Here is a 15,176-nt window from a genome sequence, read left to right as displayed (position 1 = left end):
GCGCCAACAAAATTCAAAATTAGGAAAGCCAGACAGAATAAGGATATGTCCGTATGTATCTGTCCCATTCTTTTCTCAAATTAGTATCACATTAATTGTTGACTACTGACTACTGACTACTGACTACTGACTACTGACTACTGACTACTGACTACTGACTACTGACTACTGACCACTGACTAATAACTAATGACTACCGACTTTCTCAGTCATCTGAATCCCAGCCAACGTCAAGCCGTGGAACACTATTGCGGCCCCTTGTTAGTTGTTGCTGGTGCTGGTTCCGGTAAAACACGAGCGTTAACTTATCGGATTGCTAATTTAATACTGAAGCACCGTGTTGCTCCCGAAAATATTTTGGCGGTGACTTTCACCAACAAAGCCGCCAGGGAGATGAAAGAACGGATTCAACGGCTGTTTGCAGAACAATTAGCATTGACAGAACATGGAAAGCGTTTAGATTTACTACCAGAACACGAACAAACTAAATTGCGATCGCGTGTTTATAAAACTACTATTAAAGAACTGTGGTGTGGTACTTTCCATAGTTTGTTTTCCCGTATTCTCCGCTTTGATATCGAAAAATACCAAGATGAAAAAGGGCGACAATGGAACCGAAATTTTTCCATTTTTGATGAATCTGATGTACAGGGTCTCATCAAAGAAATCGTCACTAAACAATTAAATCTCGATGATAAGAAGTTTGAGCCTCGTTCTGTCCGCTACGCCATTAGTAATGCAAAAAATCAAGGACTTTCACCCCAGGAATTTGAAAAAGACCAACCAAATTATCGTGGGAGAGTAATTGCTGATGTCTATAATCGCTATCAAGATAAACTAGCAGAAAACAACGCTCTTGATTTTGATGATTTAATTTTAATTCCTACGAGATTATTTCAACAAAATGAGCAGGTTTTAGGTTACTGGCATCGCAAGTTCTGTCATATTCTTGTAGACGAATATCAAGATACTAACCGCACTCAATATGACCTAATTCGTCTGTTGACAACTAATGGCGAAGAGAAAAAAAGTGCATGGGAGTGGCAAAATCGCTCTGTTTTTGTTGTAGGTGATGCAGACCAATCTATTTACAGCTTTAGAATGGCAGATTTCACCATATTACTGGATTTTCAGAATCAGTTTGGTGATGGTTTGCCAGATGAAGACACCCGCACAATGGTGAAGTTGGAAGAAAACTATCGTTCTTGTGAAAACATTCTCCAAGTTGCTAACGAACTAATTGAAAATAATACTCAAAGAATCGATAAAGTCCTCAAACCAACGCGGGGAGCAGGCGAAGAAATTTACTGTCACAAGGCAGATAATGAATTAGAAGAAGCTGATTTTGTAATTCGTCAAATCCGCACATTAGAACATCAAAACCCGGAATTGGATTGGGGAAGCTTTGCAATTTTGTATCGGACAAATGCCCAATCTCGTCCCTTTGAAGAATTGTTAGTGAGGAATCAGATTCCTTACACTGTTGTGGGTGGGATGAAATTCTATGACCGCAAAGAAATTAAAGATGTTATAGCTTATTTAAGAGCGATCTCTAACCCCTCGGATACAGTTAGTTTATTACGAGTAATCAACACCCCTCGGCGCGGTATTGGTAAAGCAACTATTGATAACTTAATCAATGCTTCCCAACAATTAGGTACTACTCTCTGGGAAATCTTAAGTGATGAAACATCAGTCAATACATTGGCTGGGCGATCGGCAAAAGGGGTGAATAACTTTGCCAAAATGATTAACCGTTGGCAAGAACAAATAGCTACAGCCCCAGTTACAGAAATAGTTATGGGGATTTTAGAAGATTCTGGTTACGTACAAGATTTACAAAGCCAAGGAACAGACGAATCTGAAGACCGCATCCAAAACGTACAGGAACTTTATAACGCTGTCTTGCAATTCCAAGAAGAGAATGAAGATGTTTCTTTAACAGCTTTCCTGCAAAGTACAGCCCTTAGTTCTGATTTAGATAACCTCAAGGAAGGTCAAACAGCCGTTTCCCTCATGACTCTGCACGCTTCCAAAGGTTTGGAATTTCCTGTAGTCTTCTTGGTAGGTTTAGAACAGGGATTATTCCCCGGCTACCGTTCACTAAGTGACCCCGCAGCCTTAGAAGAAGAGCGTCGCCTCTGTTATGTAGGGATTACTCGCGCCCAAGAACGGCTGTATTTATCCTTCGCCCGTGAACGCCGCTTATACGGCTCACGAGAACCCGCCATGCGATCACAATTTCTCGATGAATTACCAGCCGAATTAATCACAACCCAATACCAAGTCCGGCAAACTTATACTAGACCCCCATCTACTACCAATGGTAAAGAAACAGCCAATCAAGATTGGCAAGTAGGGGACAGAGTATTACACAAAAGTTTTGGGATTGGGGAAATAACCCACGTTTTTGGTGCTGGTAGCAAGCTTTCTGTGGCTATTAAATTTACGAGCTTGGGTCAGAAAATTGTTGACCCTAGAGTCGCCCAATTACAAAAGGTGGATTAGTCATTAGTCAATAGTCAATGGTCAATAGTTTTTCTTCCTCTCGTCCCCAGTCCCTAATTCAAAGATAACGAGATAAGACTTCACTCGTTGCTTTACCTGTTCTTTCCCAACTGAATTGATTGGCTCTAGCGATTCCTTGGCGAGACAGATGGGATTGCAATTTGACATCATTAGCTATAGTCTGCATGGCATCTGTGATTTCTGCTGTGTTGTAGGGGTTGATGAGGATGGCTGCATCTCCAGCCACTTCAGGTAAGGAAGAGAGGTTAGAGGTAATGACAGGAGTACCGCAGGCCAAGGCTTCTAAGACTGGAAAACCAAAGCCTTCCCAAAGACTGGGGAAAACAAGTGCGATCGCTTGATTAATAATGATAGGTAATTCATCATAAGAAACATAATCAAGGAACTTCACACGATCAGTTATCCCTAGTTCCTCAACTTTTGCCTGCAACGTCGGGGTATAACGTGCATCAGTCGGCCCTGCTAACCACAGTTCATAATCCTTATTTGGTAAAGCAGCAAAAGCGGCAATAATTCGATTTAAATTTTTATAAATATTATGTCGCCCATAATACAAGAAATAATTTTTTCTCGGCAAGTCCAAAAAACGAAAATTTTGCTGATCAATAGCTAAAGGAATTACAGTTACTTTCTTTTCTGAAACACCTAGAAAACGCTGGATATCATGAGCCGTAATCAAGGAATTACAAATAATATGCTCTGACTGCTTAATCACCGCAGGTAGATAATTACGGCAGTAAAAAAGTTGCGCCGCAGAAAATTCCTGGGGAAATCTTAAAGGGATTAAATCATGAATAGTAACAACACTGCGACAACTAGAAAATAAAGGAACTTCAGGAATAGGTGAAAATAATAATCGAGACTTTAATCGGTTGTAAAAACTAGGTAGTTGCAACTGCACCCACATCAACCTTTGAAAATGTCCTTTAATTCCTCCCTCAGTTGTAATATTAGTTGGGGATGAATAAACTTTTATATTGTCAATTGCAATGGGACTGACAACATTAATACCTAAAGATTTAATATGTGGTAACAAATTGAGACTATAGGTTAACCATCCAGTTGGCTTTAAGGGTGCAAAAGATAAGTTTACCAATACAGTCATAACTGGCTAAATTAAGTATCAAAATAGCTTAGTATATTTAAGCTATTACGAATAATAATTTTATTATTTCTAAACTGTAAGGATTTCTTGTTGCCAAAAACTCAGGCAAGAATTTAGCAAATAGATATATTCTTAAAATAATTCTCTCCCATACAGGACAATGTTTTTTGTAATAATAAAGTTGGCTACGTCTATATTCCACCACCGTAGCATTGGCGTTTTTTTTCATAGAGTGGCCTCTTATATGTATTAAAGACACTTGAGGTGTATATAAAATTTTATATCCTTGATTTTGCACTCGTCTACATAAGTCTGCATCTTCAAAATAGATAAAAAACTTTTCGTCAAAACCACCCACACTATGAAATAAATCTGCACGAATAAATAAGGCTGCTCCGACAACAATATCCACCTCTTTAATCGTGTTGAATTCCTGCTCCAAGCTATTTAACTTAGATTTGTCTTCGGCGTATTCATGGAGTTTTCTAGATTTATATTCTCCCTTGATACCAATTGTATATGCAAAAGAAATCTGAAATGTCTCATCTGGAAAAACTAATTTAGTACCAATAATACCCACATCCGGATTTTCTCTCATCAAATCAATCAGATGCGGTAAAATATTAGTAGTTAGTATCGTATCAGTATTTAATAATAGTAAAAATTTACCTTTAGCGATTTTTGCACCAGCATTATTTCCTGCGCCAAAACCATAGTTTTTCGGCAATCTAACTATTTTTACATCAGGAAAATCCTGAGCAACTAACTCATAGCTATTATCTTGAGAAGCATTATCAACTAGAAGGATCTCGCAGTTATCTTTAGAAATAAATTTATCTATAGAATTTAAGCAATCTGGTAAAATATCAGCGCCATTATAGTTAACTAAAATAATTGATACTAGAACATTTGACCCTTCGGACATACTTATTGACTGTTTTTATAATAACTTTTGAACGTTTTTAAACAATGATAAAGTATGATTCTGTAACTCCTTTGGATATCGAAAATTAATTTTAAGACCCCAATTCTTAATGCCGCACCTTCTGAATTATAGCCTACAAGCAAACTTTTATACAACAATTTAAGAATATGCCAACCAAAATCCAATTTTCTATCATCAAAAGGGTTGGTATAACCTAGCTCGTTCAGTTCTCGTTTAAATCGACGATAAAATGCTTTACTAAAGTCTCTGTGAACTAAATAACTATTGCCATTGATTTTAAATTTCTTGCGACATAAAAGCAATAACTCACAATGTATTTTGCCTGAGTCTTTGAGAACACCGACATTATTGGCATTATGAATTCTATACCAAACTAAAGGTTTGTGGATATGCACAATTTTGCCTCTATGTGATGCGACTAAGGCTATCCACCAATCGTGATACCAGCTAATTTTATTTTGTGGTGGAAATGGTAATACATCCGTGAGCAGAGAAGTACAAAATAATACAGAGCATCCTGTTACCACGTTGCGAAGTAACAATAAATCGTGGGATAATTTATGTGGTTTACGCCCTTCAAAATCCCAGGCAGATGGGTGAATAGTTTGGTCGTAACTATTAATTAATTCTAAATCAGAATGTATTAAGACTGCCTTTTGTGAACGTAGTTTTTTTAATAAAATCTTTAACTTGTCGTCATGCCAAATATCATCTTGATCAGCAAGAGATATCGCAGTAATAGATTTATCTTGGGCGCAATATTTTAGACCTCGTTCAAAGTTATAATAGTGGTTGAGATTATGACTGTGGAAATGGCAAATAAAACGTGGATCGTTATCAATAATATTCTTGATGCCCACCTGATATTCTGAGTGAGAACAGTCATCTACAATGTGACAAACCCAATTTTTCCAACTTTGTTGTTTAATAGACTGTATTTGTTTCTCAAAATATTCTAGATTGGGATTATATGTGGCTAAAACAATACCGATTTTTTCTATAAACTGCATTATCTTAAGTAAGACAACCTAGATAATTGAGGGTTTGTATTATTTGCTACATAATTAGAATCAGTTCTACAGGCACGTAGGAGAATATCGCAAGTTGAAACCTACTACAAGCCGATGTAAAAACCTTGTCTTGCTTAACGTAGCTTTATTTTTGCCCTAACTCTATTAGGGGTTATGTCAGTTCAATTTGACAATCATCACCAATCAAAAAGCGTAAGGCTTTTGGGCGACGGGGGGCAATTGTTAGTTGCGCTCGTTGTCCAATTACACTATCAATGATTCGCTGATCAATTCCGGATATTTTAGCACCTTCTAAAATTACGCTATGTTCTAAATCTGAGTCGATGAGTGTTGTATTGTTGGCGATGCTGCTATAAGGGCCAATAAAGCAATTTTCTAAATAACAATTATTGCCAATAACCACGGGGCCACGAATTGTACAATTGATGATCTGGGAATTGACTCCGATTTGAACTCGTCCAATGATTTGACTTTTAGCATCCACTTCCCCTAAGTTAGACGTTGTTAAACAGGTATCTAAAATTAAGCGATTAGCTTCTAATAAATCATCTTTTTTACCGGTGTCTAACCACCAACCATATAAATTACAAGCTAATACTTGTCTTTTATCGTCTATTAAGCGTTGAATAGCATCAGTAATTTCCAGTTCTCCTCTGCTTGAAGGCTGGATACGAGCAATAGAATCATGAATAATCGGGGAAAAGAAATAAACGCCTACTAGAGCTAGATTGGATGGAGGAACTTTGGGTTTTTCGACTAATTGTAGTACCCGCCCCGTATCATCTACCTTAGCTACACCAAAGGCGCTAGGGTTGACAACCTCACGCAAGAGAATTAGAGCATCAGGTTGTTCTTGAATAAACTTTTGTAAAAAGTTGCTTAAGTCGCCTTGTTGAATTAGGTTATCACCCAAGTACATGACAAAAGGTGAATCTTTTAAGAAGGGACGAGCAACAGTAACGGCATGAGCTAGGCCGGCAGGCTGTTCTTGTAAAATATAGGTGATGTTCGCTCCAAAAAGTTTTCCATCTCCAGTTTTACTTTGTACTTCTGCCCCTGTTTCTGGGCTGATAATTATACCGATATCAGTAATACCAGCCGCGACCATCTCTTCAATCCCGTACCATAAAATAGGCTTGTTCGCAACTGGGACAAGTTGCTTTGCTCCAGTATAGGTGAGTGGACGTAGACGTGTACCTCTACCGCCAGAGAGAATTAGTGCTTTCATAATCAAGAATATTTGGAGAGCCAGTCTTGCAGCATCAACCGCAGTCTTTGTTGCCAATGAGGGGGAGCAGTTCCCAGAACTTGTGACATCTTCTCACAAGCCAGGACAGAATAGGCAGGACGGGGAGCTAAAGTCGGATATTCGGCGGTGGTAATAGGAATAATTTGTTGGACTGTGAGAGGAAAACCTAGTTTTTGAGATTCTGCAAAAATAGCAACAGCAAATTCGTACCAGCTAATTACACCAGTATTTGTGTAGTGGTAAGTCCCAGAAATTTCTGGTATTTGGGGTATCACTTGGGCTATGGTGTCAGCGATATCTTGCGCCCAAGTAGGGGAGCCAATTTGATCTTTTACTACCCGAATTTCTTGGCGTTCTGCACCCAGTCGCAGCATGGTTTTGACAAAGTTACTTTTACCAAAACTGCCATAAACCCAAGCTGTACGCAGAATAATGTGATGAGGGTGAGTTTGTTGAATGGCTATTTCTCCGGCTAGTTTGGTCTTACCATAAACACTTAAGGGGTTAGTGGGGTCAGTTTCTTGGTAAGGGTGACTTTGCTGACCATCAAAAACGTAATCTGTGGATATGTGAATTAAGAACGAGCCGAGTTTTTGGCTTTCTTCGGCGATAATTTGGGGTGCTGTAGCATTGATAGCTGTAGCTATTTCGGGTTCAGTTTCGGCTTTGTCTACAGCAGTGTAAGCGGCGGCGTTAATAATTATCTGTGGTTGGACTTCTCTGATGATTTGACGCAGACTATCGGCTTGAGTCAGGTCTATCCTTGGTCGTGCGACTGAGATAATTTTGTATCTAGGTGCAAGGAGATTTTGGATTTCTTGACCTACTTGACCGTTGCTACCTAGTAGTAGGATTGGTTCATTCATATACTTCCGCACTTTTAAATGGCTGACCCTGGCTATCTTTGGCTGATAAAATTGGTGGTTCTTTGAGAGGCCAATTTATTGCTAAATCAGGATCATTCCATAGAATAGTGCGATCGCCACCAGGCGCATAGTAATCTGTAGTTTTGTAAATAACTTCGGCAACTTCAGACAGTACGAGAAAGCCATGAGCAAAGCCTGGAGGTACCCACAATTGGCGTTTGTTCTCGGCGCTAAGTTCATAACCTACCCATTGTCCGAAACTGGGAGAGCTTTTTCTAATATCTACAGCAACATCAAAAATTGTCCCCACGACAGCGCGGACTAATTTGCCTTGGGGTTGAATGATTTGATAGTGCAGTCCACGCAGGACGTTATGTTGGGAAAATGAATGGTTATCTTGAACGAAGTTTACGGTGATACCAAGTTTATCTGTAAAATTTTGCTGATTGTAAGATTCAAAGAATAAGCCGCGTGAGTCACTGAAGACTTGCGGTTCGAGGAGGGAAATAGCAGGAATTTTTGTATGAATGAAGTTCATTAGCTAGCTTCAGGTATCTCACTTAATTAAGTGTCTCATTATTTAGTTAATACAAAGTAAAATTCTATATCTTCTATTGGGTTAGATAACGTAGGTTGTGACCATACTGACGACCAAGGGGAAATATTTTTACATACATGACTTATTAGTACACTAAAACTTTCATAAGTAAATGTATGATAGTGAATATCCGCTTGTTCCTGGAAATTTTTTTCTACTGTGGAAATAAAATTTTCTTCTAAGACGGGAAATGCAAGTTTAAAGAATTCAAAATAGTGTTCCTTATCTCTTTCTCTCAAGGGAGATTCATAATCTAGAATTAGATGTTCTAAGGTAGTTAAGTCACGCTGCTTATCAAAAGTTCTATCTTTATCCGGTATTACTAAAACAAGAGACCCTCCCATACGTAGTTTTTTATAAGATGCCTCTATAGCAGCAATAGGATTTCTAGTATGTTCAATCACATGACAAGCAACTATGAAGTCAAGACTATCGTCTTCAATCCCTTCCAAAGTGTTGAAATCAGTAATAACATCGGGTTCAATCAAGCTATAAACTACTTGTCCAGGATACAGTTTTTTTTGCAGTTCATTTGTAGGACAAATATCAGCGTATTTGACATCACAATGTAACGGTATCGGGAAAGGAGATGCCGCCGCGCCAAATTCTACGCCATTCCCACTCAGTCTAGACACAGCAATTTCTCTTATTATCGTCATGCTGACATCTCTAGGTGGGTTTACCCAATTTTCCAATGTCCATTTGTGCGGAGCAGGACGACCTGGCAGCAGACTAAGTAACACTTCATCACTAACAACTTGAACATCGGTTGGCCAAATGAATCCATGTTGGATTATCCAGTCTAAATCTGGCACATAATGACGATACCCATTGTTTACAACAAAAACAGCAGAACCAAAAATATCTCCATTAGACTGCACTAAACAGTTACTGTATTTGATTGCATGATATTGAATAAAATCGGTGATTTTCTTAATCTCAACAGACCAATCAGCATGGTTATATTTAATGCAATTAACTGCATTGTTTCTGATTAAATCAAAATCATCATACTTATCAATAGCTTCTGATATTGTTTCAGCGATACAACTAGCACTAGGGTGGGATAATAGACAATTTTCCCTGTCTTTCAATAACCATTGTGTACTCGAATTAATATTCGATACCACCAATACACCACAAGCCATCATCTCAAAAGGTAAATAAGATGGGTGTTTGGTCATCATCATTGAAAGTCCAATATGGCAAGAACGATACAAATTTCCTGTTTCTTCATAACTTAATAGTCCCAGGTTTTCTATAACTCCTTCTAAACCATATTCTTTAGGATTCCAATTAGCACCAGCAGATAATATTTCTATCTGAGAACCATAACGGGTTTTCAGCTTACGCATTGCTTCAACTGCTAACTCAAATCCATTACGTGGATGTCCTGGTCTTCCATAAAAAAATACGCGCTTGGAAGTATCATTTTTCCTGATGCTACTGTCAGGATAAAAGACCTTTGTATCTACACATGGTGTAAAATGAGTCGCTATGCCAGCATATTCAGTTTCATATATTTTTCTTAAACTGATAGTGTTAGCAATTCCATAGAACCCAAAACGGTAAGTTGCCTCAGCTTGAGCGTAAGTTGAGCCAGCAGGATAAAACAGGGGTTCAAAATCTTGTATAAAATAAAATTTTAAGCCAGTATTGTTTACTTTTAATAGGACATAAGCTGTTGTCCAAAGGGTAGCTATTGAGAAGTCTGATGGTGGAATGTTCTGAATAGCCTCCATGGAGTTGAGAATGATTACTTCAGCAGTATTCAAATTAGGAAAAGCATTAGTAATCTTAGTAAGCATCACTTCAGCATTACTATCTCCACAAATCAGAAATCTTTGTTTGATTTTTCCATGCTGATGTAAATAATCAGCAGTGCGGAGTATGGTCATAACACCACCATAAAAAGCGTTTTCAAATGGTGGTACATACCAATTGATAGTTTGACTGCCTGATTGATTGACTCGCTCAGGATGCTGCTGTATTTCAGAAATATCTGCACAAGAGAAATCCATGATACCCGCAAGTGCGGTAGCATCTCTTATGTATCTATCTACGATGATGTTTTCCTTAATTATGTCTTTGAGAAATTTGGGTAATTTAATTTTTTTTACCATTTTTAACTCTTAATTTTAAAGGAACAACTGAACTAAAGGCAGGATGAAAATAAGGATCATTTCCTAGAGAATCGTCAAATTCTGGAATATCATTTTTTGGTAAATCCTGCAAAAATGCACGAGCATGAGGGTTGACCAAGCCTCGTTTATTATTCACACGGATAGCTTGACAAAGCTTAATCATCGAGTGTGATAGAGAAGGAGAGTTAGATGGTAATCCTCCTCCCTCTAAGTAATTTTTATAACTAAAAGCTATAGACCAAGGAGAACTAGCACTACAATTTCTGTACCATAAAGCCCCACCAAAAATATCCCAGGAATATAAGAAATTTCCTCGCATTAAGGGAGAGCCATTATTATATTGGTCAACGACTAGTCCAGCTTCTACGACTAAATTGTTATCGGTTAAAACAAGTGAGGACACAAATCCAATATCTGGGTGGTTAAGCACCCATCCACTTAGTTCTTGTATCCATCCTTCGGTAAACTTCTTAACTAGACCTGATACAAACACAACTACATCAGTCTTATCTTGTTTTATAGTGTTAGCTAAAGTAGCTAATTTAGAATCTCCTTCTTTAATCGGTAGCCAATCAATAGGTAAATTGACTGCTGTTATAAGATTTTCTCTTTCAGTAGCTTTGGAAGTATACGTGTGTTCGGCTAAAACTATTGTTGCTTTGTGTAATTTGGGATCAGCAAATTCGGAAACAGCATGAATACAAGCTGATAGAGAATCCCAGGACACATCACCATCAATATAAATTGATACCTCCGCAGATGAGGCTTGCCATTCTAAGCGAAAACCAGATTCAGGATGTGGTGAAACTGTGGCCGGCAATTTTGTTCTAGTTAGATGATCTTGAATAGAACGCAGTTGTCCCTCAAGCGCGTATGGCTTGGAATCTATTCCCAAGGAAGTTGAACCTTGTATAATCCGCCAATGGTAAAGTACAGAATTAATTCGAGCAATACGCGATGTATTTTCTGTGATACGTAAAAATAAATCCCAGTCTTGCGCGCCATCTGTTTCTGGACGAAAGCCACCAATCTTTTCCAAAAGTGTGCGACGAGCAATACACAAATGAGTTAAATAATTAGCGGAATATAGGATTTCTGGACTCCACTCTGGTTTGAGTAAGAGCCTTGACCTTACCATGCTGTTGGCACTAATACAGTCTTTATCTGAGTAGATAAAGTCTAAATCTGGTTGCTTGTTCAATTCACTGATGACTTCATAAAAGGCAAAAGGTGCTAATAAGTCATCATGATCGAGTAAAGCTACAAATTCGCCCGAAGCCATATTTAGAGAAACATTAGAGTTACCAGAAATCCCTTTGTTCTCCGCCATCACCTTAAGCTTTATTCGTTTTTCTTGTAAACTCAAGGTTTTTAAATAATCAATTGTTTGATAATTATCTATATCTGCAAAAGCAATACATAGCTCCCAATTGGAGTAAGTTTGTTGAATAACACTATTGATTGTCTCTTGTAAGACAGTTAGTGGTAGTTTATAAACTGGAAGAATTATACTTAAGACAGGTTGATACGGAAACGATGCAGCATTGATTCTTTGTTCCTTCAATTCATCGTTTTTTGCTTCATAATCTTTAATCCATTGACTATATTCTGGAGATTCAGCAAAGCTTTGTAGCACTCCTGCTAATATTTCATCAGCGAAATCATTTTGAGTGCGAAAGCTCATGATCTGATTCTTTATCAGCTTACCTGTACGCTTGACAAATATGGGATAGTTGTTTTTACGAAAAACAGGCAAACTGCCAAAGTCAAGCTTAATGATAGGAAAATTTATTATTTTTTTCTTTAGACTCAAGCATAAGGCTCGTAACTTCCAGAATCTACTTCCCTCCATCCAGTCGACAAGGTTTTTCCAATGTTCTAACTCTGTCTGCATTTGGTATAGTTGGGACTGAGGCAAAGTCAAAGCCATCTGAATTTGTTGCAATTGGGACTGCGATCGCTCCAGTTCTGTCTGAGTCTGCTGTAGTTGAGATTGCGATCGCTCTAATTCTGTCTGAGTCTGATGTAGTTGGGAGTGCGATCGCTCTAACTCTGTCTGAGTCTGCTGTAGTTGGGAGTGCGATCGCTCTAACTCTGTCTGAGTCTGCTGTAGTTGGGAGTGCGATCGCTCTAATTCTGTCTGAGTTTGCTGTAGTTGGGAGTGCGATCGCTCTAACTCTGTCTGAGTCTGCTGTAGTTGGGAGTGCGATCGCTCTAACTCTGTCTGAGTTTGTTGTAATTTATTCTCTAAATTAACTTTTTCTGAGTTTAATTTTTCTATATCTATTTTTTGCTGTTTTATTACTTCTAAGTTTGTTTCATTTACTTCAATAAGCATTTTGAATGCTGTCAGATTATCATCTATTTTTCGTAGTAGAATTCCGTGTGGTATGAGATCATGTATATCAAACTTGTAATCTGGTACAAAGCCAAATGAAAGAAAAGTTTCTAGCCAGTAAATACGGGGTAAAACAGTCAAATGAGTCGGTTCAGCAAAATCATCTGATGTAGATGAAAAGAATATTGATTTAGCAGACTGGCACATATTTTTAATTGCCAACCATGCCTCATCCCGTGGCATATGTTCAACTACTTCAATACAAGTTATCAAATCATAACTATCCTGTTTCTCTAGAAATGCGTTTGAATTGGCAGCCGAAGCAACAAAAGCAAAGGGTTTTAAATCTTCTCGTACACAAGATATGGCGTATTCTGAATAATCGAAACCATGTACTAGAATGCCTCGATTGTAAAATGCTTCCAGCAAAAAACCTTTGGCGCATCCCACATCTAGAACAGAGGTGGGTGAAACATAGTTAATTAACCTATCTGCAACTGTATTGAAAAAACGTAACCAGTGTCCACCATGAGCTTCCCTATCATAAGGAATACCCGGTACCATATTTAGATAATATTCTTGATTATAAAAATTTTGATAATTGAAAGTATCCATGTTTAGATATTCATGTGGATGTTAATGTACTTAAATAATGTTGAATTGCCTCTCCTGAATCGCCTATAAACTCTATCTTTCCATGAGATAACCAAACCAACTGATTACAATATTGTTTAACAAACTGTAAATCATGGGAAACTACTAAAACTGTTGCATCTCCATTCCAAAAATTATCAATTCTTTGCTTGCATTTATTTTTAAAATTTTCGTCTCCTACCGATAAGACCTCATCTAAAATTAAGATATTTGGCTGCACATCTGTGGCAATGGAAAACCCTAAACGAGCAACCATACCAGAAGAAAGTCCTTTTACAGGAACTAAAGCATAGTCCTGTAATTCTGCAAACTCCAATATTGAGTTCGCCCTTTCTTTCATTTCCGCCCTCGAAAATCCCAGTAATACACCATAGAGCAGAATATTATCCATTACAGATATTTCTGCATCAAAACCAGCACCTAGTTCAATCAAAGGTGCAACTTGCCCTTTGACTCTGACTGTGCCAGTCGTTGGTTGAAGTATACCAGAAATGATCTTCAATAAAGTTGATTTACCAGATCCATTTGCGCCAATAATACCAATTTTGTCGCCTTTTTCAACAACTAAATCGACGTTGTCTAAAACCAATTTTTTCGCTGGCTTACGATATTTACCTTCTATCAAAGATAGGAGAGTTTTCTTGAGGTCATAAGAAAACTCTTCTTGGGTTCGCCGCCATAGCGAAACTTTATCCAGACGAATTACTTCCATCTACAGCAGATCCATAAATTGATGTCGCCACAACTGAAAACAAAACCATCCCAATGACAAAATAATTATGCCGCCGAGTAAACCACCCCAAATTAAACTTAAATCCGGTAAATTTCCTGATAGTGTAATTTGACGCAAACTTTCAATAATAGGTGTTAGTGGATTCAACAGTAAAAATGGTTTTACCTGGGGTGGCACGATAGCGGCTGGATAGAATACTGGGCTACTAATCCAGATTACAAAGACAACTAATTCGTAAAAGTAAGGTAAATCTCTAAAGAAGACGTACAAGGCACTGACTAAAAATCCCACCCCGGTAGAAACTAAAGCTAAAGCCAGACAGGGAAAAAATAGTGCTAGAACGTTTATTACACTTTTAGAATTAACGAATGTAATTATTGCCAGCAAAGGGAAAGCCCCCACTGCAAACTGAAATATATTTGCCGCTACCATTGATACAGGAAACACACTTACAGGTAAGCGGATTTTATTCAACAATGCTCCGTTGCCCACTACACTGGACAAGGCTTGGGATGTGGAGGAAGAGAAAAAATTGATGACCACCAGCCCTGTAAATGCAGCCAATATATAGTTCAGGATAGAATTGCCATAGTAAGAAGCAAATGTTGCCCCAAAAATGGCGCTGTAAAGTCCCGTCATAATCAACGGGTTGAGTAACGACCAATATACGCCTAACAAGGAACCTCGGTAACGTACTTTGAGATTCCTCATCACTAAAACACGCAGCAGTTCCCAGTAGCGCTGCACTTGCAGCCAGTTTGAATTATTTTTAATTACAAGAGCCATCTTCAAACACCACCACAGACCACAAGCGAGTTATTCGCGCATTCTATACTATCAGAGTGCATTTTTTTGCATTGGGTTAGTACTGAAAGTTCATATTTCTCAGTCTTTTTTGAATATCAGCAAGATTTATCAGCTTGCTCGCAGACTAAACAACCAAGATATATTTAGATCCTGACGACCAGTTTATTTGTTAGTCA

General features: G+C 38.1%; 11 protein-coding genes. 1 reads left to right on the top strand and 10 read right to left on the bottom strand.

Annotated features, from left to right (window positions below; all coding sequences use genetic code 11):
- Positions 1–189: 189 nt before the first annotated feature.
- Entirely contained in the window at positions 190–2,508 is a 2,319-nt protein-coding gene (gene pcrA / locus ACN222_RS22445) for a DNA helicase PcrA (RefSeq protein WP_010998628.1), read from the top strand.
- A 58-nt stretch (positions 2,509–2,566) separates the two neighbouring features.
- On the opposite strand, the gene ACN222_RS22440 is transcribed toward pcrA, so the two are convergent.
- The 10 genes from ACN222_RS22440 to ACN222_RS22395 form a co-directional block, all read right to left on the bottom strand.
- A complete protein-coding gene (locus tag ACN222_RS22440) occupies positions 2,567–3,634 on the bottom strand; it encodes a glycosyltransferase family 4 protein (RefSeq protein WP_010998627.1) in 1,068 nt (355 codons plus the stop codon).
- A 37-nt stretch (positions 3,635–3,671) separates the two neighbouring features.
- Positions 3,672–4,559: a glycosyltransferase family 2 protein gene (locus tag ACN222_RS22435; RefSeq protein ID WP_010998626.1), complete on the bottom strand. Its 888-nt coding sequence runs from the start codon at positions 4,557–4,559 to the stop codon at positions 3,672–3,674.
- 2 nt (positions 4,560–4,561) lie between these two features.
- A complete protein-coding gene (locus ACN222_RS22430; protein ID WP_010998625.1) occupies positions 4,562–5,590 on the bottom strand; it encodes a glycosyltransferase family 2 protein in 1,029 nt (342 codons plus the stop codon).
- A 172-nt stretch (positions 5,591–5,762) separates the two neighbouring features.
- Positions 5,763–6,839 (bottom strand): glucose-1-phosphate thymidylyltransferase, encoded by a 1,077-nt coding sequence (locus ACN222_RS22425; RefSeq protein ID WP_010998624.1) that lies wholly within the window; start codon positions 6,837–6,839, stop codon positions 5,763–5,765.
- Positions 6,840–6,841: 2 nt separating this feature from the next.
- A complete protein-coding gene (rfbD, locus tag ACN222_RS22420; protein ID WP_010998623.1) occupies positions 6,842–7,726 on the bottom strand; it encodes a dTDP-4-dehydrorhamnose reductase in 885 nt (294 codons plus the stop codon).
- The gene (rfbC, locus tag ACN222_RS22415) at positions 7,719–8,264 is read right to left on the bottom strand and encodes a dTDP-4-dehydrorhamnose 3,5-epimerase (RefSeq protein ID WP_010998622.1); all 546 of its coding nucleotides are present in this window, start codon (positions 8,262–8,264) and stop codon (positions 7,719–7,721) included. Before rfbC ends, rfbD begins: the two co-directional genes overlap by 8 nt.
- Positions 8,265–8,302: 38 nt before the next feature.
- Positions 8,303–10,447, bottom strand: coding sequence for a glycosyltransferase (locus ACN222_RS22410; protein ID WP_010998621.1), 2,145 nt, complete (start codon positions 10,445–10,447; stop codon positions 8,303–8,305).
- Positions 10,431–13,421 (bottom strand): glycosyltransferase, encoded by a 2,991-nt coding sequence (locus tag ACN222_RS22405; RefSeq protein WP_010998620.1) that lies wholly within the window; start codon positions 13,419–13,421, stop codon positions 10,431–10,433. The genes ACN222_RS22410 and ACN222_RS22405 overlap by 17 nt, the downstream gene beginning before the upstream one ends.
- A gap of 10 nt (positions 13,422–13,431) precedes the next feature.
- Positions 13,432–14,172 (bottom strand): ABC transporter ATP-binding protein, encoded by a 741-nt coding sequence (locus ACN222_RS22400; protein WP_010998619.1) that lies wholly within the window; start codon positions 14,170–14,172, stop codon positions 13,432–13,434.
- Positions 14,173–14,979 carry an ABC transporter permease gene (locus ACN222_RS22395; RefSeq protein ID WP_010998618.1) on the bottom strand — a complete coding sequence of 269 codons (807 nt, stop codon included), beginning with the start codon at positions 14,977–14,979 and terminating at the stop codon, positions 14,173–14,175.
- Positions 14,980–15,176 lie beyond the last annotated feature (197 nt).

The sequence above is a fragment of the Anabaena sp. FACHB-595 genome (assembly GCF_048568275.1).
Lineage (GTDB): Bacteria > Cyanobacteriota > Cyanobacteriia > Cyanobacteriales > Nostocaceae > Trichormus.
The sequence above is the reverse complement of the archived record's forward strand: the minus strand, read 5'-3'. Positions and strand labels throughout refer to the sequence as shown.

What these genes read in the sequence shown, in the direction of transcription:
- ACN222_RS22405 (WP_010998620.1), bottom strand. Translation starts at nt 13,421, where the DNA reads ATGGATACTTTCAATTATCAAAATTTTTATAATCAAGAATATTATCTA.
- ACN222_RS22440 (WP_010998627.1), bottom strand. Translation starts at nt 3,634, where the DNA reads ATGACTGTATTGGTAAACTTATCTTTTGCACCCTTAAAGCCAACTGGA.
- ACN222_RS22400 (WP_010998619.1), bottom strand. Translation starts at nt 14,172, where the DNA reads ATGGAAGTAATTCGTCTGGATAAAGTTTCGCTATGGCGGCGAACCCAA.
- ACN222_RS22395 (WP_010998618.1), bottom strand. Translation starts at nt 14,979, where the DNA reads ATGGCTCTTGTAATTAAAAATAATTCAAACTGGCTGCAAGTGCAGCGC.
- ACN222_RS22435 (WP_010998626.1), bottom strand. Translation starts at nt 4,559, where the DNA reads ATGTCCGAAGGGTCAAATGTTCTAGTATCAATTATTTTAGTTAACTAT.
- pcrA (WP_010998628.1), top strand. Translation starts at nt 190, where the DNA reads ATGACTACCGACTTTCTCAGTCATCTGAATCCCAGCCAACGTCAAGCC.
- rfbD (WP_010998623.1), bottom strand. Translation starts at nt 7,726, where the DNA reads ATGAATGAACCAATCCTACTACTAGGTAGCAACGGTCAAGTAGGTCAA.
- ACN222_RS22425 (WP_010998624.1), bottom strand. Translation starts at nt 6,839, where the DNA reads ATGAAAGCACTAATTCTCTCTGGCGGTAGAGGTACACGTCTACGTCCA.
- rfbC (WP_010998622.1), bottom strand. Translation starts at nt 8,264, where the DNA reads ATGAACTTCATTCATACAAAAATTCCTGCTATTTCCCTCCTCGAACCG.
- ACN222_RS22430 (WP_010998625.1), bottom strand. Translation starts at nt 5,590, where the DNA reads ATGCAGTTTATAGAAAAAATCGGTATTGTTTTAGCCACATATAATCCC.
- ACN222_RS22410 (WP_010998621.1), bottom strand. Translation starts at nt 10,447, where the DNA reads ATGGTAAAAAAAATTAAATTACCCAAATTTCTCAAAGACATAATTAAG.